This is a genomic window from Caulobacter sp. UC70_42, assembly GCF_044056025.1.
Taxonomy (GTDB): domain Bacteria; phylum Pseudomonadota; class Alphaproteobacteria; order Caulobacterales; family Caulobacteraceae; genus Caulobacter.
Genome location: NZ_CP171994.1, coordinates 644,804 through 664,174, shown reverse-complemented (window position 1 = coordinate 664,174; position 19,371 = coordinate 644,804). Strand labels below are relative to the sequence as shown.

16 protein-coding genes and 1 tRNA gene are annotated in these 19,371 nt (G+C 67.1%); 12 read left to right on the top strand and 5 right to left on the bottom strand.

The window, feature by feature from the left end:
• Positions 1 to 155 precede the first annotated feature (155 nt).
• Positions 156 to 1,097 carry an N-formylglutamate amidohydrolase gene (locus ACHMW8_RS03490; protein ID WP_395444761.1) on the bottom strand — a complete coding sequence of 314 codons (942 nt, stop codon included), beginning with the start codon at positions 1,095 to 1,097 and terminating at the stop codon, positions 156 to 158.
• Between the two features lie 156 nt (positions 1,098 to 1,253).
• Between ACHMW8_RS03490 and cpdR the strand changes: the two genes are divergently transcribed.
• Both cpdR and ACHMW8_RS03480 read left to right on the top strand, forming a co-directional pair.
• Positions 1,254 to 1,610 carry a cell cycle two-component system response regulator CpdR gene (cpdR, locus tag ACHMW8_RS03485; protein WP_004616083.1) on the top strand — a complete coding sequence of 119 codons (357 nt, stop codon included), beginning with the start codon at positions 1,254 to 1,256 and terminating at the stop codon, positions 1,608 to 1,610.
• Between the two features lie 110 nt (positions 1,611 to 1,720).
• Positions 1,721 to 1,795, top strand: a tRNA-Val gene (locus ACHMW8_RS03480).
• Positions 1,796 to 2,502: 707 nt separating this feature from the next.
• On the opposite strand, the gene ACHMW8_RS03475 is transcribed toward ACHMW8_RS03480, so the two are convergent.
• Positions 2,503 to 3,354 carry an MBL fold metallo-hydrolase gene (locus ACHMW8_RS03475; RefSeq protein ID WP_395444760.1) on the bottom strand — a complete coding sequence of 284 codons (852 nt, stop codon included), beginning with the start codon at positions 3,352 to 3,354 and terminating at the stop codon, positions 2,503 to 2,505.
• A 423-nt stretch (positions 3,355 to 3,777) separates the two neighbouring features.
• On the opposite strand from ACHMW8_RS03475, the gene ACHMW8_RS03470 reads away from it, so the two are divergent.
• Entirely contained in the window at positions 3,778 to 4,851 is a 1,074-nt protein-coding gene (locus ACHMW8_RS03470; protein ID WP_395444759.1) for a hypothetical protein, read from the top strand.
• 211 nt (positions 4,852 to 5,062) lie between these two features.
• Here ACHMW8_RS03470 and ACHMW8_RS03465 read toward each other — a convergent pair whose 3' ends face one another.
• Positions 5,063 to 5,254, bottom strand: coding sequence for a hypothetical protein (locus ACHMW8_RS03465; RefSeq protein WP_395446087.1), 192 nt, complete (start codon positions 5,252 to 5,254; stop codon positions 5,063 to 5,065).
• Between ACHMW8_RS03465 and ACHMW8_RS03460 the strand changes: the two genes are divergently transcribed.
• The 4 genes from ACHMW8_RS03460 (at position 5,196) to ACHMW8_RS03445 (ending at position 9,959) form a co-directional block, all read left to right on the top strand.
• Positions 5,196 to 5,714: a carboxypeptidase-like regulatory domain-containing protein gene (locus ACHMW8_RS03460; protein ID WP_395445887.1), complete on the top strand. Its 519-nt coding sequence runs from the start codon at positions 5,196 to 5,198 to the stop codon at positions 5,712 to 5,714. The two genes, ACHMW8_RS03465 and ACHMW8_RS03460, sit on opposite strands and share 59 nt — an antisense overlap.
• 893 nt (positions 5,715 to 6,607) lie before the next feature.
• Entirely contained in the window at positions 6,608 to 7,459 is an 852-nt protein-coding gene (locus ACHMW8_RS03455) for a TonB-dependent receptor domain-containing protein (RefSeq protein WP_395445886.1), read from the top strand.
• The gene (locus tag ACHMW8_RS03450) at positions 7,453 to 8,295 is read left to right on the top strand and encodes a hypothetical protein (protein WP_395444758.1); all 843 of its coding nucleotides are present in this window, start codon (positions 7,453 to 7,455) and stop codon (positions 8,293 to 8,295) included. The genes ACHMW8_RS03455 and ACHMW8_RS03450 overlap by 7 nt, the downstream gene beginning before the upstream one ends.
• A gap of 65 nt (positions 8,296 to 8,360) precedes the next feature.
• Positions 8,361 to 9,959 (top strand): adenosine deaminase, encoded by a 1,599-nt coding sequence (locus ACHMW8_RS03445; RefSeq protein WP_395444757.1) that lies wholly within the window; start codon positions 8,361 to 8,363, stop codon positions 9,957 to 9,959.
• A 13-nt stretch (positions 9,960 to 9,972) separates the two neighbouring features.
• On the opposite strand, the gene ACHMW8_RS03440 is transcribed toward ACHMW8_RS03445, so the two are convergent.
• Positions 9,973 to 11,328: an NCS2 family permease gene (locus ACHMW8_RS03440; protein ID WP_395444756.1), complete on the bottom strand. Its 1,356-nt coding sequence runs from the start codon at positions 11,326 to 11,328 to the stop codon at positions 9,973 to 9,975.
• A 311-nt stretch (positions 11,329 to 11,639) separates the two neighbouring features.
• Between ACHMW8_RS03440 and ACHMW8_RS03435 the strand changes: the two genes are divergently transcribed.
• The gene (locus ACHMW8_RS03435) at positions 11,640 to 12,530 is read left to right on the top strand and encodes a hypothetical protein (RefSeq protein ID WP_395444755.1); all 891 of its coding nucleotides are present in this window, start codon (positions 11,640 to 11,642) and stop codon (positions 12,528 to 12,530) included.
• 235 nt (positions 12,531 to 12,765) lie between these two features.
• Here ACHMW8_RS03435 and ACHMW8_RS03430 read toward each other — a convergent pair whose 3' ends face one another.
• Positions 12,766 to 13,980 carry a citrate synthase gene (locus tag ACHMW8_RS03430; protein WP_395444754.1) on the bottom strand — a complete coding sequence of 405 codons (1,215 nt, stop codon included), beginning with the start codon at positions 13,978 to 13,980 and terminating at the stop codon, positions 12,766 to 12,768.
• Between the two features lie 113 nt (positions 13,981 to 14,093).
• Here ACHMW8_RS03430 and ACHMW8_RS03425 point away from each other — a divergent pair, with 113 nt between their 5' ends.
• The 4 genes from ACHMW8_RS03425 to ACHMW8_RS03410 are packed head-to-tail and all read left to right on the top strand — an operon-like array spanning position 14,094 to position 19,324.
• Positions 14,094 to 16,262 (top strand): TonB-dependent receptor, encoded by a 2,169-nt coding sequence (locus tag ACHMW8_RS03425; RefSeq protein WP_395444753.1) that lies wholly within the window; start codon positions 14,094 to 14,096, stop codon positions 16,260 to 16,262.
• Between the two features lie 10 nt (positions 16,263 to 16,272).
• Entirely contained in the window at positions 16,273 to 17,637 is a 1,365-nt protein-coding gene (locus ACHMW8_RS03420; RefSeq protein ID WP_395444752.1) for a CitMHS family transporter, read from the top strand.
• A complete protein-coding gene (locus ACHMW8_RS03415) occupies positions 17,634 to 19,019 on the top strand; it encodes an acyclic terpene utilization AtuA family protein (protein ID WP_395444751.1) in 1,386 nt (461 codons plus the stop codon). Before ACHMW8_RS03420 ends, ACHMW8_RS03415 begins: the two co-directional genes overlap by 4 nt.
• On the top strand, positions 19,019 to 19,324 hold the full coding sequence (locus ACHMW8_RS03410; protein ID WP_395444750.1) for a DUF4387 family protein: 306 nt from the start codon (positions 19,019 to 19,021) through the stop codon (positions 19,322 to 19,324). The genes ACHMW8_RS03415 and ACHMW8_RS03410 overlap by 1 nt, the downstream gene beginning before the upstream one ends.
• Positions 19,325 to 19,371: the final 47 nt, after the last annotated feature.

Below are 19,371 nucleotides of genomic sequence, written 5' to 3'. Positions count from 1 at the left end.
CTTCTGCCCTTCCTGGGCGTTTCCTCCCTAATGAACTGGCCCGGCGGTTTCGCCGGGCTTTTTTTGGTCCGGGCGGCCACGGGCGTCATTGATCCATGACAAGGCGCGTCGGGAGGTGGGCTCGGACCCAATTCTAGCGCGGGATTCTTCTCGCCCTAACGCAGTTCCGCGAGATCCAGCGCCGCCAACACCCTGGTCAGCGACTCGGCGTCGGCCGTGAGCCGCGCCAGGCCTTCGGTCGGTTCGCGCGTGGTCTCGTTCATGTAGAGCGCGCGGTTGATCTCGATCTGCAGGGCGTGAGTGCGCCGGGCCGGGCGGCCGTAGTGCTCGGTGGTGTAACCGCCGGCATAAGGGGCGTTGCGGACGACGCGATAGCCCAGGGCTTCCAGTTCGCGCTCGACAAGGCCGGTCAGCTTGGGAGAGCAGGCCGCGCCGAAGCGGTCGCCCAGCACGATGTCGCACGGACCGCCGTTTCGGGCGCGTTGGCCGTGCGCGGCGGCCGCCGGCATCGAATGCCAGTCGATCAGAATCGCCGCCCCATGCGCGGCGCGCGCCGCCGCCAGTTGGCGGTCCAGCGCGTCGTGATAGGGGCGGTGGGTCAGTTCCACCCGCGCCCTGGCCTCGGCGAAGGTCAGCTTGCGCGCGTAGATCGGCCGCCCCTCGCCGGCGATGCGGGGAATCGTGCCCAGCCCCGCCGCCACCCGGGCCGAGCGGCCGTGGGCGTAGTCGGGCAGGGTCTCGGCGAACATCGAGGGATCCAGCTCCCACGGCTCGCGATTGAGATCGACATAGGCGCGGGCGAGGCGGGCGCGGATGACGCTGGCCCCCAGGGCCGGCGCGCCAGCGATGATCTGGTCGACGAAGGCGTCCTCCGAGGCGCGCAGCGTCTCGACCGGCAGGCGGGCGGCGGCGATCATGTCTTCCGGATAGATCCCGCCCGAATGGGGCGAAGCGAACACCAGGGCCGTGGGCGGAGGGATTCCGGCTTGCGCGGCGCGCGTCACTTCGAACGCCGGGCCGCCGAACGTCTCCAGCGGCGCGGTCATCTCCCCGTCCTTTGGGGCGTTGTCTGCCGAGAGGGGCCGCCAAGCGCTCATCCGGGCATCATCGAAGCCCGACCGCGCCGGGTCAAACGACAAACAGCGCGATAGCGGTTCGTCCACAGCCCGCGACACTTAGGTTCATCCCCGATTTACGCTCATCGCGCTAAGGTGACTGTCTCCGATCGACGACTTTCCCTGGAACGTGACCTCATGGCCCGCATCCTTCTCGCCGAAGACGATGATTCCCTCCGCGGCTTCCTGGCGCGGGCGCTGGAACGCGCCGGCTTCGAAGTCCAGGCCTGCGCGGATGGCGAGGAAGCCGTCCAGCACCTGGAACATCCTTGGGATCTGCTGCTGACCGACATCGTCATGCCGGGCATGGACGGCATCGAGGTGGCCCGCCAGGCCGCCGCCCGCGACCCCAGCCTGCGGATCATGTTCATCACCGGCTTCGCCGCCGTCGCCCTCTCGGCCCAGGACCGCGCGCCGGCGGGCGCCAAGGTGCTGTCCAAGCCCGTCCACCTGCGCGACCTGGTCGCCGAGGTGGAAAAGATGATGGCCGCCTAAAAAGTTGCCCTAAAAAGTTTTAGGGCGGCTTGCGCCTCGGCGAAGCCGCCGCTATACCCCCACACCTTCCCGGCCGGGACGCCTCTCGAGGCGCTTCGGATCGCTTCGGCGGACGCGTAGCTCAGCGGGAGAGCACTACGTTGACATCGTAGGGGTCACAGGTTCAATCCCTGTCGCGTCCACCATCCTCTTTTCCCAATAAAGCCAGATGCTTGCGGCTTGATCGAGCAATCGGTCTCTGGCCGATTTTCGGCGTCCCTCCAGTTTCCCCAGCATGGGCGCGAAATTCCCGTGCGCGGCATCCATCGTGGCACGCACAATGTGCTCGTAAGCGAGCTTGCGAGGGTGATCTGTACCCACCACCGCGCTCCCGCTTTGGGGGCGGCTCCAGCGGCGACGCCGCAGCGTGAGCTCGACGTAGTCGACGCCAGAGACATAGGGAAAGTGGCTGTGCGCCGCCGCCGAGCCGTAGTCGAAAATCTCGTTGCGTACTGACGTCCGACTCTGTTCGGCGCGATAGCGCAACTGCCGCGCTCTCGGGCGAGACCTTACGCGGCGCGCCATTTCGTCCGAACCGCGACCGGTGGCGCTCTATCGGATCCTGTCTTGACGCGTGACGTTCGGCTGCCAATCGCTCACTCAGCCCGTGCCTCGCGTTCGCGCAATATGGTTGAATGGCGACCTCGGCGATCTGGTCGCGACTTATTCTCTTCCAGATGCGGTCGGAGGACTCTCAGAAAGGAGGCCTGCGAGAGCTTCGCGCCTTCGCGGATTTTGAGAGATCCAATCAACTGGCCCGGCTCGCGCTGGGCCATTTTTCAGGATGCGGTCAGAGCCTGATGGGCGGGGACGTCAGACAGGCGGTCGACCCGATGGCGACGTGATCCGGCGGCTAAAGAGCGTATTTGCGCCCTTCCTCCGCTATCATGAATTTGAAGAAGCCGATCTTTTCCAGTTGCCGCTCTACCGACCTACGGCTCGACGGCCCCGCTCCCGAAGGCTTTATGTGCGTGACCAGTATCGGCAAGGCCCGCATGCGAGCGTCGTCCTGCGTCATGCCGCGCAACGTCTGAAGCTCGGTGTTCAGCCACATCGGGGTCAGGTGCCCGTAGAGTCGGGCGGCTGGGACAGGGTCGGGGTACGAGACCTCGATCAGCATTCCCCGCAGCCGCCCCTGCCGCACCAACGGAGCCACGGCGCGCCAAAGATCTTCCAGGTTCGTCGCGTGTTCGACCGCGTCGGGACCCGTGTCGCCCAGGCAGAGGAAGGCGTCCGGTCCGCTCCGGAGCAGGAACGCGGTCGACGTCACCCCTCCGTGTGACAGCGGGTAGGCCGTGACGGTCATGCCCGTACCTGCGATCGGCTCGGGCGTCCCGCCAGGTTCCAGGTCCTTGTAGTGATACTTGCCGATGTGAGGCGAGGGGCCGCGGTCGCCCATGTTGGGCCATGCGACCCAGTTGAAATAGTGATCCGCGAGCGCTTGGTTCACTTGCGGCAGACTCATGATGTCTTTCTGGGTGTCGTCTGGAGACGCCAGCACAAGACCCGCGACATGGTCGAGGTGGGCATGTGTGATCAGGTAGGCAGCGATGGAGTCCATCACCTGTCCGCGCGAGTCAGCCCCTGGGTAGCGGCCCTTGCGCACGGCCCGATCCAGGCCCGAAGCTAGCGTGCCCACGTCGCACATCACGCCCGACCGGTTCCCATGGGCGACGATATGGTAGGCGCTCGTCGGCTCTTCCACGCCGCCGTTGACGCCTAGCGCGACGACCTCGAAGGCGGACGGCGGCGGCGCGGCCGCCGAGAGCAGGAGAAGCGCTGGAAGAAGCGCTCGCGGGAAACCTCGACCTTGCATGACGCCTAGACTTCGAAAAGATCTGAAGCTTGTCGCGCCGAGAGCGGAATGGCGAGGCATAAGGGGCTTGGCTGCCCCGCCACCGACGAGCAACTCCCTGGAGCCGCGCTAAGCGGCAGCACAGGCGCGAGCTTGCCCGGTACGGCGTCACATGAAGTAAGAATTTATTTCCACTCCCGCGCTCGCTTGACCGGCGAGCGCCGCGCGCCATTGCATCCGACCAGAACAAGGCTTTCAGCGTCCCCGGCCATCCGCCGCGGCGCCAGGGTCTTCGCGTAGCGTTACAGGGCCCAGTTGGGGGAATTTGCGATCATGTTGAACTTGTCCGCCTGGACACGCCGATCCCTTTTGGCTGCGGCCTTCGCCGGGATGACGGCGACGTCGGCCCTGGCTCAGGCGCCGGTTTCGCCGCCCGCCGCGTCCACGGCCACGGCCACGGCCACCGCCCCCATCCCGATCCGTGTCGTCGTCGTCACGGCCTATGCGCTGGAAGACAAGGCGTGGATGGCCAAGGCGCCCCAGACGCTGGACTTCCCGAACGGCGTCGCGCCGCTGGGCTACGATCCGGCGAAGGGCGTCCTGATCGTCCGCACTGGCGTGGGCACCAACCATGCGGCCATCACCACCTTCGCCCTGGCGACGGATCCGCGCTTCGACCTTTCCAAGGCTTACTGGGTGATCGCGGCCATCGCCGGGGTCAATCCGAACGAGGCCTCGCCCGGGTCGGCGGCGTGGATCGGCAACGTCATCGACGTCGACTTCGGCAAGTGGGTCGATCCGCGCGAGGCCCCGCCGGAATGGCCAGGCGGCTATCCGCCGTTCCAGCCGCCGCGCGCCGGCCGGCCCGATAGCGTCTACTATCCGCTCAACACGGGCCTGCGTGACTGGGCCTATGGGCTGACTAAGGGCATTCAGCTCCCGGACACCGAAGCGCTGAAGACGGCGCGGGCGCGCTTCTCCAGCTATCCGAACGGCTCCAAGCCGCCCTTCGTGCTGACTGGCGACGAAATCTCCGGCCAGGCCTACTGGCACGGCGAAATGCTGACCAAGCGCTACGCCAAGCTCGCCACGGACTTCAGTGGCGGCAAGAGCCGGTTCGTGATGACCGCCATGGAGGACACCGGCGTCGCCAATGCGCTGCGGCGGCTCACCGTGGTCGGCAAGGCCGACTACGACCGGCTGGTCGTCCTGCGCACCGCCAGCAACTACTCGCAGCAGGCTCCGGGCGAGAAGTCCGGTCGACAGCATGAACCGACCCTATGCCGGGGTCGGCGACGCCGCCGCCTACGCCGCCCTCGTGGTGGCCGGCAAGGTCGTCGACGAGCTCTCGGGCAATTGGGCGGTCTATCGCGACAAGATTCCCGGCGACGGGAAGTAACGACCTGAAACGGCGGATCGACCCTCGTGGTCGGTCCAGCCGCGAGGACGCGCCAAGCGTCCCGACCGTTGGGGGAAACACCGCAAACTCCGCTTCACGGCTGGCCATGCGCTTCGGCGCGCAAGCGCGGTCGAAGGCGAGGCGGGCGTAACGGATTCAGTTCGGTGTGGCTCGGGGGACCGTGGCCCACCATCTCAAGGGGACCCAAATGCGACATCTTTATGCCGCGAGCGCCATCGCGCTCGCCTTGGCGGCCACCGGAACGACGGTCGTCGCCCAGGAGACGACCTCCTCGATCCGGGGCTCGGTGACCGCCGGCGGCGCGGCCGCCGTCAACGCCAGCGTCAGCGCCGTGCACGAGCCCTCGGGTACGACCGCGAACGCCACCACCAACAGCGCCGGCGCCTTCAACCTGACCGGCCTGCGTCCAGGCGGCCCCTACACCGTGACGGTGACCGCGCCGGGCTTCCCGCCGGTGACCTCGCAGAATCTTCTTCCTGAGCGTGGGTCAGCCTTATGTCCTGCCGGTCGCCGTGGGCGATACGCAGGTCGACGCCCTGGTGGTGACCGCCACTCGGGGGGAAAAGAGCGGCCCGCTGGTCACGGTGTTCGATCGCGACAGCATCGCCAGCGTAGCCTCGGTGTCTCGCGATATCCGCGACATCGCCCGTCGCGATCCGTTCGCTTCGTTCAATCCCAGCACCCGCGGCGTCTCGATCGCGGGCCAGAACGGCCGGACCAACCGCTTCTCGGTCGATGGCGTGCGCTTCTCGGACAACTTCGGCCTGAACCAAGGCGGCCTTCCCAGCGCGCGCGGCCCGATCCCCTTGGACGCGATCGAGCAGCTGTCCGTCAAGATCGCGCCCTATGACATCTCCGAAGGGGATTTCCAGGGCGGCTCGATCAACGTCGTTCTGCGCTCGGGGGGCAACAAGTTCACCGGCGCCGCCGGTTACACCTATTCGGACGACAGCCTGATGGGCACGAAGTCCAAGGGCAGCAGCTTCTCGCAGGAGATGACCTCCAAGACGCGCAACGCCTTCATCTCGGGGCCGATCATCAAGGACAAGCTGTTCTTCGCCTTCGCCTACGAGAAGCTCGATGAGACCGTCCCGTCGGTCTTCGGCCCGCCCGGTTCGGGCAACGCCATTCCGAACCTGACCCAGGCCCAGGTCGATCAGGTCACCTCGATCGCCAAGTCGGTCTACGGCTACGACACGCTCGGCGTGCTGACCAGCCGTCCTGAAAAGGACAAGAAATGGACGCTGAAGCTCGACTGGAACATCAACGACAACCAGCGCCTGTCGTATTCGACCATCCAGAACAAGGGTGAGACGATCGCGCTGAGCGGCGGCAGCTCGTCAATCACCTCGCCGGGCCTCGGCCTGGGCTCCTACGCCACTCACGAGCCGGAAAAGGTCGAGACCCACGTCCTGCAGCTGAACTCCCGCTGGACCAACGCCTTCAGCACGGAGGTGCGGGTCAACTACCGCGACTCGATGAAGGTCCCGATCTCGTTCGGCTCGCCAGGCTACAGCGACATCACCGTCTGCCTCGACCCGGTCGCCGTCGGTTCGCTGAACCAGTGCACTCAGACGGGGACGCCGCGACTGATCTTCGGCACCGAAGCCTTCAGCCAGGCTGACGTCGTCGGGCAAAAGCAGTATGGCGCCGAATTCGTCGCCCGCTACAATCTCGGCGACCATGCCTTCAAGCTGCACGCGTCCTACAGCCGGCTGAAGATCAGCAACACGTTCGTGGCCAATTCGCTGGGCACCTACTATTTCGAACTCCCTGGCGGACTTCCAGGCCCGCCAGGCCGGCCAGCTTCTGTACCAGTACTCGATCACGGGCAAGCTGTCGGACGCCAGCGCCAGCTTCGACTATGATCAGCTGACCTTTGGCGCTCAGGACAGCTGGGACATCACGCCGGAGCTGAACGTCACCGCCGGCGTCCGTTTCGACGGCTACGAGATGAAGGACAAGGCGCCGCTCAAGACGTCGTTCGTCAATCGCTACGGCTTCGCCAACAACGCCAATATCGACGGCAACCTGGTTGTCCAGCCGCGCGTCGGCCTGACCTGGCGGCCGACCGATCGCCTGACGGTGCGCACGGGCGTGGGCCTGTTCAACGGCGGCGCGCCAGACGTCTTCGTCGGCAACAGCTTCTCGAACGCCGGGGTGTTCACCAACACGGTCACGATCGGCCGCGCCGTCGGCGGTACGGGCTGCACCATTCCGGCGACGGTGGCCAACGCCGCGGCGATCTGCGCGGCGGCCCTGAACAATGTCCAGGGCAACAAGATCGACCCGCTGGTGTCCAGCTACCTGCAGACCAACACTTCCGCCCTCGGGGCCTCGCCGACTTCGTTCATCCTGCCGACCTTCAAGCTACCGGCGCAGTGGAAGACCAACCTGTCGGTCGACTACGTGGCCGATCTGGGCGAGCGACTGGGTGACGGCTGGCGTTTCGGCGCGGACCTGTTCTATGGGCGCGCGGACTCCGCCGCCTACTATACCGACCTGCGCCTGACCAAGGTCGGGACGGCGCCGACGGCCGCCCGATCTATGCCGACACCTACACCAATACGGCCAACAGCGACCTGGCCATGCTGAGCACCGACAAGGGCAAGTCGGTCATCGCCGTCGCCCGGGCCAGCAAGTCCTTCGACTTCGGCCTGGATACCGGCATCAGCTATACCTACTCGGACGTGAAGTCGCTGTCGGACATGGGCAGCTACGCCTCGGGCGGTTCGACGGCCAGCGGCACCTATGGCGGCCAGCCGATGGTCGATCCGAACCAGCCGGCGTATGGCCGGTCCAGCTATGAGGTGCGGGACAACTGGAAGTTCAACATCGACTACGCCCACGCCTTCTTCGGCGACTACAAGACCAGCTTCAATCTGTTCGGGGAACTGCGTTCGGGCTCGCCCTACAGCCTGACGATGAACACCACCTTGTCCAACAGCCGCTCGACCCTGTTCGGCACGACCGGCGGCGGCAACCGCTACCTGCTGTACGTGCCGGACGTGTCGAGCATCACCGCCGACTCCAAGGTCAGCTATGCCTCGACGGCGGTCTACGAGGCGTTCCGCGACTTCGTGCGGGCCAACGACCTGAGCCAGGGCGTGATCGGCAAGAATACGGAGAAGTCCCCGGATTACTTCAAGGTCGACCTGCACGTCGAACAGGAGGTGCCCGCGCCGTTCCTCGGCTCGGCTCGGTTCAAGCTGTTCGGCGATGTCGAGAACCTGCTGAACCTGATCAACAGCGACTGGGGCTCCTACAGGACCTACAACCCACTGACCTCGGTGGTGAACGTCGCCTGCGCCCAGCAGGTCGGCTCAAGCTGCAATCAGTATTCCTACACCGCCTTCACCAAGCCGACCCTGCAGCCGAACGCCCAACTGGGCGTCTGGCGGGTCCGCCTGGGGGCCCGCTTCGAGTTCTAGTTTTCACCGCTTAAGCTTCGGCCCCGGCGTTCGCGCCGGGGCCGATTCCATATCAGGGGCAGCGCATGATGTCCGCATCCATGAAGGCTCTCGTGGCCCTGTTCGCCGCCAGCTGCCTGGCGTCCGCCTGTCCGGCGATCGCCGGGACGTCCGCGGACACCGAGCTGGACGCCCTGTTCGCCAAGGCGGCGACGTCGCCGCCGTTGCTGCGCGTGCTGTTGACCAAGTTGCCCAAGGGCGCGGACCTGCACAACCACGCGGGCGGCGGCACCTATGCCGAGGACTTCATCGCCTGGGCCGCGGCGGCCGATGGCTGTTTCTCCAGGTCGACCCAGTCCCTGGTATCGGCCCCTTGCGCCGGCGAGGCCAACGCCGATCGGGTTGCGCTGAAAGGCCTGCCCGAGCGAGACCCCGACCTCTACAGCGACATCGTCGATGCGCTCTCCACCCGCCGCTTCGAGCAGGGGGTAGGCGATCCGGAAATCTCCGGCCATCGTCGTTTCTTCCGCACCTTTGGCCGCTCGGGACGGGGCGGCGGCGAGGACCGCGGCGTGCGGATCCAGGCCGAGGCTCTGCGCCAGGCCGCGCTCGACAATACCCTGTATCTGGAGTTGATGGCTGGCTCGAGCGCCTCGCGGGCGGTCGTCCAGGCTTCGGCCGCCATCCCGTGGGCCGATCCGTGGGTCCAGACGGCCGACGGCTCGCCGCCTCAGCGCCTGGACGCCAGGATCCTGCAAGCCCGTCTCGATCAGCTGAAACCAGCCATCGCCAAGGCTACGCCGGCGGCGGTCGCGGAGGCTGACGCCAACGACAAGGCCATCGCCGCCCTCAATCGTTGTGAGACCGCCAAGCCCGAGCCGGCCTGCGATGTGACGCTGCGCTATCTGCTGTCGATCTCGCGCCAGCGCTCGCCGGAGGTGGTGTTTGGCCAGATGGCCGCCGCCTTCGCCTTGGTGAAGGCCGACCCGCGCTACGTCGGGATCAACATCCTGGAGCCCGAGGACGGGCCGGTGTCGCTGCGCGACTACCGGCTGCACATGCGCCTCTTCGCCTTCTTCAAGACGCTGTATCCCGACGTGCCCCTGACCCTCCACGCGGGCGAGCTGGCCATGGGCCTGACGCCGCCGCGCGACCTGCGCTTCCATATCGCCGAGGCGGTCGAAATCGCCGGGGCCCGCCGTATCGGCCACGGGGTCGACATCGCCTATGAAGACGACGCCGAAAAGCTGTTGGCGCGCATGGCCCGCGATAAGATCGCCGTCGAGATCAACCTGACCAGCAACGACGTCATCCTGGGCGTGAAGGGCAAGGACCATCCGTTGCCGCTGTATCTGGCCGCCGGTGTGCCCGTGACCCTGTCTACGGACGACCTGGGCGTTTCACGAAGCGATCTGACCCACGAATACATGCGCGCGGTGCTGGAACAGGGCGTGCGCTACGGTCAGCTGAAGCAGATGTCGCGCGACAGCCTGACCTACTCTTTCCTGCAAGGCGCGAGCCTGTGGGATGGTCCCTGCGCCGACGCCAGCGGCCCGACGCCGTCCGGACCCTGCGCGGCGGTGCTGAAGACCAGCCCCAAGGCGCGCGATCAGTGGCGTCTGGAGCGGGCCTTCGACACCTTCGAGACCCAGATGAAGGCCATCGTCCCGAAGCTCGCCCCGTAGAGCCTGTCCTGTTTCAGCCCGCCGTCATCCAGACGAAGCGGGCGACGAACAGGCCCGCGAGCACGAACAGCAGCCAGTCGCCGCGTCGGGCCTGGCCGCGCACGATCTTCAGCGCCGCGAAGACCGTGACGCCGAACGCCAGGCCGTTGGCGATCGAGAAGGTGAGGGGAATGATGATCAGCGTCAGGAAGGCCGGCACGGCGGTGTAGGCGTCGTCCCAGTCGACCTCGGCCAGCGGCGCCATCATCAGGCCGCCGACGATGATCAGGGCGGGGGCTGTCGCCGCCGCGGGGACCAGTTGGGCATAGGGCGCCACGAACACCGCCAGCAGGAACAGGATGCCGGTCACCACCGAGGCCAGGCCCGTGCGGCCGCCGGCCTGCACGCCAGCGGCGCTCTCGACATAACTGGTTACGGTGCTGGTGCCGACCACGGCTCCGACCATGGTCGCCACCGAGTCAGTGGTCAGGATGCGGTTCAGGCCCGGGATCTTGCCCACCGCGTCGACAAGGCCGGCGCGCTTGGTCACCGCCACCAGGGTGCCGATGTTGTCGAAGATGTCGACGAACAGGAAGACGAAGATGATCTCGAACAGGCCCAGGCCGTGTCCGCCGAAACCCAGGGCGCCGGCGATATCCAGCTTGAACGCCGTCTGCGTCATCGCGGTCAGGCTGTAGGGCTGAGGCGTGAAAACGACCTGGCCGCACAGCCAGGCAATGATGCTGGTGACGACGATGCCGATCAGCAGGGCGCCCTTTACCCGCCAGGCGCTGAGGCCGGCGATCAGCAGCAGCCCCAGAAGCGCCAGGGCGGGACCTGGCTGACGCAGGTCGCCTAGGGCCACGAAGGTCGCCGGATTGCTGACCACGATGCCGGCGTTCTTCAGACCGATGAAGGCGATGAACAGGCCGATGCCGCCAGCGACGGAGGCGAAGAGGTGTACGGGAATGGCCGCGATGATCATCTGCCGGACGCCGGCCGCCGTCAGCAGCAGGAAGATCGCTCCCGACAGGAACACGCAGCCCAGACCGACCTGCCAGGGCACGCCCATCTGCAGCACGACGGTGTAGGTGAAGTAGGCGTTCAAGCCCATGCCGGGCGCCAGGGCGAGGGGCACGTTGGCGACCAAGCCCATGGCCAGGGTGGCGAATCCGGCGGCGATGCAGGTGGCCACGGCCACGGCGGCGACCGGAAGGCCCGCATCGGACAGGATCGCCGGGTTGACCATGATGATATAGGCCATCGCGACAAATGTCGTAGCCCCGGCCAGGATTTCGGTCCGAACGCTGGACCCCCGCGCGCTGATCCCGAAGTGACGGTCCAGCGCGGCTGTCGTTCCAGTCGCGCCTTGCGAGGCCTTGCCGCTCATAGGTCTTCCCGATCCTTCACCGTGCCCCCGAGGAGGGCGCCGGTACGCCAAATAAGAGGGCAATTCGCGCGGGATGCGCGCGACGTCCCTGAAGCCAGGCGCGCTATGGCGACGGACCTCGTTCTTCGTCGCTAGACAGATAGCGGCGACGTGGCCGCGCGGGGTGTTGGATAATGAAGCTGTTACTTACTGGCGTGAGATCGGCGACCGATGCCGAATGTGTTGGCGCGTTGCGCCCGTCGCGCGGGCGCCTGCTCGACGCGAGAACAGGTTTCGCCAGGCCGGGGCGCGGAGCCGGCTGGAGATTCGCCTTGGGATCCGCTCTGGCGGGCTTTGTGGCGATGGTCTCGGCGGGAATGGCCATGGCCCAGACCGTGGCGACCGCGCCATGCAAAGCCACCATCGCCGTCATCGGTGGGACCTATCTGAACGACGCGTTGCTGAATTCCAGCTACCTGGGTCAGACGTTCCGCATCCGAACTCCGGTGGGAGAGTCGCCCGAGATCGCGTGCGGCAAGGCCAATGGCGTCGACTTCTACTACATCCACGGCCACGGGCAGGGGCGCTGGGTAGAGACCTGGACGGCGCTCTATAAGCTGGGCGTCAAGGAAGCGATCGGCGGGGCGACGGCCGGCGGCGTCAATCCCGAGATGAAGACTCGCGACTTCGTCGTCCCGAGCGACTTCATCGACTTCAACATCTCGCGACCGCGCGCCTTGCCCAAGCAGATCTACACCACGGGCGAGACCATCCTGCCGCGCTACACGCCGGCGACGGACCCGCTTCTGGACGACATCCTGGTCGACGAAACCCGCAAGCGCCTAGCCGCCGACGCCTCGCTGAAAGACATCAGGGTCCACAAGGGCGGCGTGGTGATCCAGGCGGCGGGCGGGCGGTTCGAGACGCCGGCCGAGATCCGCTTCTTCAAGCAGATCGGCGGCGACATGGTGACCATGAACGTGGGATCCGAAATGGCCTATGCCCGCATGGCCGGCGTCAACTACGCGAGCTTGGTCGTCATATCCAATCCGGCCGAGGGCTTGGGTGATTGGCGCTTCGAGGACCTGACCGCTATCTATCGGTCGCTCAACAAGGTCTCGCTGGACATCGTCATCGCGGCTCTCCCGCGCATCGCGGGTCTGGCGGGAAAGCCGCGTGTCGGCGATGCGCTGCGCATCCATCCGGAAATGACCAGCAAATAGCGCTTCACATCGGCAAGGGCGGTGAGTTGCGCTTTCGTCAGTTTCGCTCGATCGATCTGGTCGATCTCGATGACGATCGCGGTCGGCTCTCGGTCGGCGGCCGCGGCCGCCGACATCGGCCTACGTCCATGTTCGCCGCGCCGGAGTCTGGCGGGCGATTTCGGCGCACGTGGTCAAGCTCGAATGGCTGATCCTCAGACGATGCAAGCCAATGGGGCAATCGGGCGTCACAAGCCTATATCCCGCCTCCCGACCCCCTCTCCAAAGCGCCCGTCGGTAGCGGCCCGTCATAGCTGGCTCGGGCGCTGCGACCGATCATCGGCTCGGCCATGGCTTCCTGTGCGTGCGCGATCCAGCCGATGGCCCGGCCGATGGTGCCCAACGCCAGTTCATTGCCGGCCAGGCCCAGGCGATGACCCAGGAAGGCCAGCAGCACGATGACGCCCGGCTCGCGCGAGGTCAGGTCCGTGACGACGCCAACGGCTGTCTCCAGCCGCTGGAACAGAGGGTCGTGGACCAGGCCGGCGCGGCAGGCCGACAGCAGGGCCTGGGCGCGCCGGTCGCCACCCCTGTGCATCGGCAGGGTCTCGAAACCCGCCAGGTCCTCACCGGCCCGGAAGCGCGAGATGATCGGCTGGGCTGGATCGGCGGCGCCGAGGATTTCCAACACCAGACGGCGAACGGCTTCGTAACGCTGGATCTTGGCCTTCTGACCGGTGGCCGCGACCAGGCCGACCAGCACCGCCGCATAGGGTGTCAGTCCTGTGCTGGCCGCCGCCCGCACGGCGTGGGTGGTGGCGGCGAACTCGTGGTCGGCGATCAGGATCAGAGCGCGCCGGATCAGGTCGGCGAAAACCAGGTCCGCGCCCAATGTGTCGGCGATCGCGCGATGCACCGGCGCGGGCGACGGTGCGTCTGCGCCCAGGATCAGCGCCGTCAGCCAGCGCAGGGCGTCCGCGCCGGAGGCGGCGAAGCCGGCCGGAGACAGGTCGAAGGCCCGCGGGTTGGCGCGCTCGATCAGCGGCAGCATCGACATCGCCCGGTCGAGCGTTGGGGCGTCTTGCAGAGCGGCCAGCATCGCCGGGAGCATGAGTGGCGCATGCGGCAGGCGATTCGTGAAGATCTGATCCGCCGGAGCCTGCCAGAGCAAGGCCGCGACATCCTCTACGCTCGCACGGTCGGCCAGGTCGACGACGTCATGGCCGCGATAATAGGTGCCGGTGGCCGTTAGAAGGGTGATGCGCGTGGACGGGGCGGGCGGTTCTCCGCCCTGCGGCTCGAAGGACGCCAGCAGCGCCAGGATGTCGGCGCGCCAGTAGCGGCGGCGCCGGGTGCCTGGCACGGCGAACGACCGCAGCCCCTTGCGACTGACATACGAGTACAGCGTCGGAACCGAGATTCCGAGCGCTTCGGCCGCTTCCGGCGCGTCCATGTAAAGATCATCGCTCATGCGCCTTTCTCCAAACATTGACGCAATTCGTCAAGATTGACGAACATTGATGCGCTGTGTGTCCTTGCGCTCAAGGCGGCCGTAGAGCCGCATCAGAGGGAAAGGAAACAGCCATGAAGAAGGCGATCTTCGCCGCGGCCCCGCTGGGCGTCGCATTGGCCGCCACGGCGTCGGCCGCCGCCGCGCAGGTCTCGACCGCACCGCAGCCGTCCGCCACGATCGAGGAGGTCGTGGTCACGGCCCAGCGCCGGGCGGAGAACGTCCAGAACGTGCCGATCACCATGAACGTCTTCGGCGCCAAGCAGGTCGAGCAGGCCCGCATCACCGAGGTGAGCGAGGTCGCCAACCGCACCGTCGGTCTGAACTTTGACGCCTTCCCGACCAGCCAGCCGCGGCCCGCCATCCGCGGCATCGGCTCGTCCGACCGCGGGGCGGCGGGCGATCCGTCGACGGCGGTCTTCATCGACGAGGTCTATATGGGCCGGCCGGCGGCCGTGGCCTTCGACGCCTTCGACGTCGAGCGCATCGAGGTGCTCAAGGGGCCGCAGGGGACGCTTTGGGGCAAGAATGTCGTCGGCGGCGCGCTGCACGTGGTCAGCCGCCGGCCCAGCTTGGCCGGCTTCGACGCGAGCGTCGCCGCGACGCTGGGTAACTACGACCGGCGCGAGCTGGCGGCCTACGCCAACCTGCCCTTGGGCGACACCGTGGCCCTGCGGATCAGCGCCAGCACCCGCCAGCACGACGGCTTCGTGCGCAACCTCTACCTGAACAATCGCGTGCAGGACGAGGACACCCAGAGCCTGCGCGCCCAACTGCTGTTCAAGCCGAACGACCGCCTGACGGCCCTGATCGCCGCCGACGGCACGCGCAATCGCGCCACCTTGCCCGCGCGTCACACGATCGGCGTCGATCCGGCCAGCTCCAGCGCGGCGGTCTGGCGCGCCGCCGTCGACCGCGATCCGGGCGTCACCCGGATGGACATTAACGGCGACGACGATCGCGACACCTACGGCCTGAGGTTCAATCTCGACTACGACTTCGGCGCCGCCATCCTGTCGTATGTCGGCAGCTATCGTTGGCTGGACTACGACTCCTTCGGGGATGGCGACGGCGGCAATCCGACCACCAACCGCATCAATATCCGCGGCGGCCAGTACGAGGAGACCGAGTTCTGGAGCCAGGAACTGCGTCTCACGGCGGCGCCGGGTGGGCCGCTGTCCTGGGTGACGGGGCTCTATCTCTACCGCGCCGACACCAGCCGCACCGATCTGCTGGTGCTGGACAGCCCACCGGCGCCGTCGAACACGTTCCTGGCTCGCGACCAGTACGACCAGAAGAATGTGACCGACAGCGCCGCGGCTTTCGCCGATGTCACCTACGCCCTGACCGATCGCCTGAAGCTCTTCGGCGGCCTGCGCTATTCGCGCGACAAGAAGGACTACGGCGTCTCGACCCAGGCCAGCACGGCCTTGGTCCGCGCAGCCAGCCGCTATGCGGTGCGCGCCTCGGACTCATGGAACCAGCTGACCTGGCGCCTGGGCGGCAACTATGAACTGTCCGACGCCGCCATGGTCTATGGCTCGGTCTCGACGGGCTTCAAGAGTGGCGGCTACCAGGACACCCCCTCGACGCCGACCTCGGCCGCCACGCCCTTCGACGCCGAGATCGCCACGTCGTATGAGATTGGCCTGAAGAGCCAGCTGCTGGGCCGCACCCTGCTGTTCAATCCCAGCCTGTTCTGGATCGACTACGACGACCTGCAGGTTCGCCGGACGGTCGGCTTCGACACCATCACGACCAACGCGGGCTCGGCGCGCATCCGTGGGGCCGAGGTGACGGCGCAGTGGACTCCGGGCGGCGGATTTTCGCTGGGCGCGGCCTACGCTTTCACCGACGCGCGCTTCGTCGATCTCGTCACCGGTGGGGCTGATCTGTCGGGCAACCGGCTGAACCGCAATCCGCGCCACAAGATCTCGCTGTCGCCGGCCTACGAGCGGGCGCTGGCGAGCGGCGGGACGGCGTTCGGCGCGGTGGACGTCAACTACGAGAGCTTCATCTTCGACGATATCGACAACAATCCTATCAACGTCCGGCCGGCGCGGACCCTGGTCGATGCGCGGCTGGGCTATCGCAGCCCCGACGGACGTTGGGAGGCGATGCTCTGGGGCAAGAACCTGACGGACGAGGTGACCATCACCCACCAGTACATTCTCGCGGGCGGCCAGTTCGCCTATTTCGGTCCGCCCCGGACGTACGGCGCGACCCTGCGCTGGCGCTACTGAGGGGGCGGCGGTGAACTCCTCGCTTCTCGCCGTCACCGGGTTCGGCATGGTCGCCGTCTTCATGACGCTGATCATGACCCGGCGGCTGTCGGCCGTGGTCGCCTTGATACTCGTGCCCGTCCTGGTCGCGGCGTTCTGCGGCTTTGGTCCGGCCATGGGGCCGATGATCGTCAAGGGCCTGGTGAAGCTGGCCCCAACGGCTGCGGTGCTGCTGTTCGCGGTCTTCTACTTCGGCGTGATGATCGACGCGGGACTGTTTCGGCCGCTGGTGGACCGGGTGCTGGCCATGGTCGGCGGCGATCCGCGCAAGGTCGCCTTGGGCACGGCCGCGGTGGCGGCGATGGTCTCGCTGGACGGCGATGGCGCGACGACCGCCATGGTGACGATCACCGCCTTCCTGCCGATCTACCGCCAACTGGGCATGAACCCGCTGATTCTGGCCGTGCTGCTGGGATCGTCCAACGCCATCATCAACATGGTGCCGTGGGGCGGGCCGTTGGCGCGGCTGGCGGCGGTGCTGCAGGTCGACCCGAATGCGATCTTCCTGCCGCTGATCCCGGTCATGGCGGTCGGGCTGCTGGGCGTCGCCGCCCTGGCCTGGCGTCTGGGCGACGTGGAGCGCCGACGACTGGGCGTGCAGGACCTGGCTCCCGACGTCTGGCGGGTCGATCCCGCCCAGGCCGCCGTGGCGCGACCCAAGCTGTGGTGGCTGAACCTGGGCCTGACGATCGCGGTGCTTCTGGCGGCCATCCTGCGCCTGGCGCCGCTGCCGGTGGTGTTCATGGTCGGCTTCGCGATCGCCCTGACCCTCAACTATCCAAGGCTGGACGACCAGCGCGCGCGCCTGGCCGCTCATGCCCCGGCGGTGATGGGCATCGTCGTGCTGGTCTTCGCGGCCGCGACCTTCACCGGCGTCCTGGAGGGAACCGGCATGGTCGGCGAGATGGGCAAGGCCTTCCTCGCCGTGCTGCCCCCGTCCTGGGGACCGCATCTGGCCGTGGTCACCGCTTTCGCCAGCGGTCCCATGACCTTCTTCCTGTCCAACGACGCGTTCTTCTTCGGCATCGTTCCGATTATCGCCGAGATGGGACAGGCCTACGGCATCGCGCCCGAAGCCATCGCCCGCGCCTCGCTGCTGGGCCAGACGGTCCATGTGCTGAGCCCGCTTGTGGCGGCCATCTATCTGGTCGCCGGCCTGCTCGAGGTTGATGTCGGCGCGATGCAGCGATTTGGCCTGAAGTGGGCCGTGGCGTTGATGACGCTGATGATTCTGGCCGCCGTGGCCTTCGGCGCTGTCCCCCTGTCCGGAAATTCTTCCGTCGCCCCGACCGCCGAGGCGCGGGCGGCCTCAGTTCTCGCGCGGAGCGCATCATGACCGATTTCGAAGACACCCTCGTCGTCGTCCCCGTCGGCGCGCTGGGCGCCGGCATCGATCCCGAACACGTGGAGGCGGGATTGACACAGGGCGCCCACGCCATCGCGTTGGACGCGGGCTCGACCGACAGCGGTCCGTCCTGCCTGGCGACGGGCGTCTCCAAGTACAGCCGCGAGGCCGTGAAATCGGACCTGCGCGTGCTGATGGCGGCGCGGGCGAAGTATGGCGTGCCGCTGCTCATCGGCACCTGCGGCACGGCCGGCGGCGACGCCGGGGTGGCCTGGACGCTTAATATCGCGCAAGAGGTCGCCACCGAGCTTGGGCAGAATCCCAGGATCGCGACCCTGCATTCGGAGCTGAGCCGCGAACAGGTGCTGGCGAAGCTGGAGGGCGGCAAGGTCTTGCCCCTGGCGCCGCTGGGGCCGCTGGATGCGGCCACGATCGAGCGCTGCGAGCATATCGTCGCGCTGATGGGGCCCGAGCCCTACATTGCCGCGCTGAAGGACGGCGCCGACATCGTCCTGGGCGGGCGGACCACCGACACCGCCGTCATCGCCGCCGTGCCGCTGATGCGCGGTGCGGGAGCGGGAGCGGCTTGGCACGCGGGCAAGATCTCGGAATGCGGCGGGCTCTGCACGGTCGATCCCACCGACGGCGGCGTGCTGATCAAGGTCGGGCGCGACGCCTTCGAGGTCTGGCCGCTCAGCAGCCAGAACCGCTGCGACGTCTACAGCGTCTCCTCGCACATGCTGTACGAGAACAGCGATCCCTTCATCCTGACCGAGCCCGGCGGCGTGTTGGACGTGACGCACGCCCGGTACGAGGCGATCGGCGAGCGGGGCGTCCGGGTGACCGGATCGCAATTCCTGCCCAGGCCCTACACGATGAAGCTGGAAGGCGCGGCGCTGGGGCCGTTCCAGACCCTGATGTGGGTCGGTATCGCCGATCCGGCGGTGTTGGCGGTGGTCGACGGCTTCGTCGCGACGCTTCACGCGGCCCTGGTCGAGCGCGTGCGCAAGGTCATGGGCCTGACGCCGGACGCCTTCGATATTTCGCTGCGCCCCTATGGCTGGAACGCGGTCTCGGGGCTTCCCGCCGCCGAAGGGACCCCGCCGCCGCGCGAGATCGGCCTGATGTTCGTGGCCACCGCCGAGACCCAGGACCTGGCCACGCGCATTGCCAGGACCTGCAATCCCTACTTTTTCCACTTCCCGGTTCGTCGCGGAAAGGAGCTGCCCAGCTACGGCTTTCCGTTCTCGCCGGCCGAGGTCGAGCGCGGCCGCGCCTATGAGTTCGTACTCAACCATGTCGTTGCGACACAGGATGGGATGGAGCTGGTCCGCCGCGACATGATCGACAGCCCCATCCCGGAGATCGCCTGATGGCCAAACTGAAAGACGTCGCCCGCTACGTGCGCTCCAAAGCGGCGGGGCCGTTCTGGATCACCGTCGATATCTTCTTCCCCTCGCGCGACGTCTACGACAGCAGCAGGGATGCGGCGGGCTTGGCCACGACGGCGATCGAGCAGGCGCTGCGGCTCGATCCGGGCTCGGCCAAGCGCGTCGATGTCCCCGATCTGGCGGTGATCAAGTACGCCTATCCGCGCCGACACGCGCAGGGCGGCGCTTTCGAACGCGACATGCACGGTGGCCAACAATTCGTTCCGCTGCTGGAGCTCGAAATCTGAGCACCCTTGCAGTGATCTTCCCCGAGAAGATGGACGGGGTTAAGCCG

Bases quoted from the DNA above. Each gene is read 5' to 3' on its own strand.
- ACHMW8_RS03490 (WP_395444761.1), bottom strand. From the start codon at position 1,097: ATGAGCGCTTGGCGGCCCCTCTCGGCAGACAACGCCCCAAAGGACGGG.
- cpdR (WP_004616083.1), top strand. From the start codon at position 1,254: ATGGCCCGCATCCTTCTCGCCGAAGACGATGATTCCCTCCGCGGCTTC.
- ACHMW8_RS03470 (WP_395444759.1), top strand. From the start codon at position 3,778: ATGTTGAACTTGTCCGCCTGGACACGCCGATCCCTTTTGGCTGCGGCC.
- ACHMW8_RS03450 (WP_395444758.1), top strand. From the start codon at position 7,453: ATGCTGAGCACCGACAAGGGCAAGTCGGTCATCGCCGTCGCCCGGGCC.
- ACHMW8_RS03445 (WP_395444757.1), top strand. From the start codon at position 8,361: ATGATGTCCGCATCCATGAAGGCTCTCGTGGCCCTGTTCGCCGCCAGC.
- ACHMW8_RS03440 (WP_395444756.1), bottom strand. From the start codon at position 11,328: ATGAGCGGCAAGGCCTCGCAAGGCGCGACTGGAACGACAGCCGCGCTG.
- ACHMW8_RS03430 (WP_395444754.1), bottom strand. From the start codon at position 13,980: ATGAGCGATGATCTTTACATGGACGCGCCGGAAGCGGCCGAAGCGCTC.
- ACHMW8_RS03425 (WP_395444753.1), top strand. From the start codon at position 14,094: ATGAAGAAGGCGATCTTCGCCGCGGCCCCGCTGGGCGTCGCATTGGCC.
- ACHMW8_RS03415 (WP_395444751.1), top strand. From the start codon at position 17,634: ATGACCGATTTCGAAGACACCCTCGTCGTCGTCCCCGTCGGCGCGCTG.
- ACHMW8_RS03410 (WP_395444750.1), top strand. From the start codon at position 19,019: ATGGCCAAACTGAAAGACGTCGCCCGCTACGTGCGCTCCAAAGCGGCG.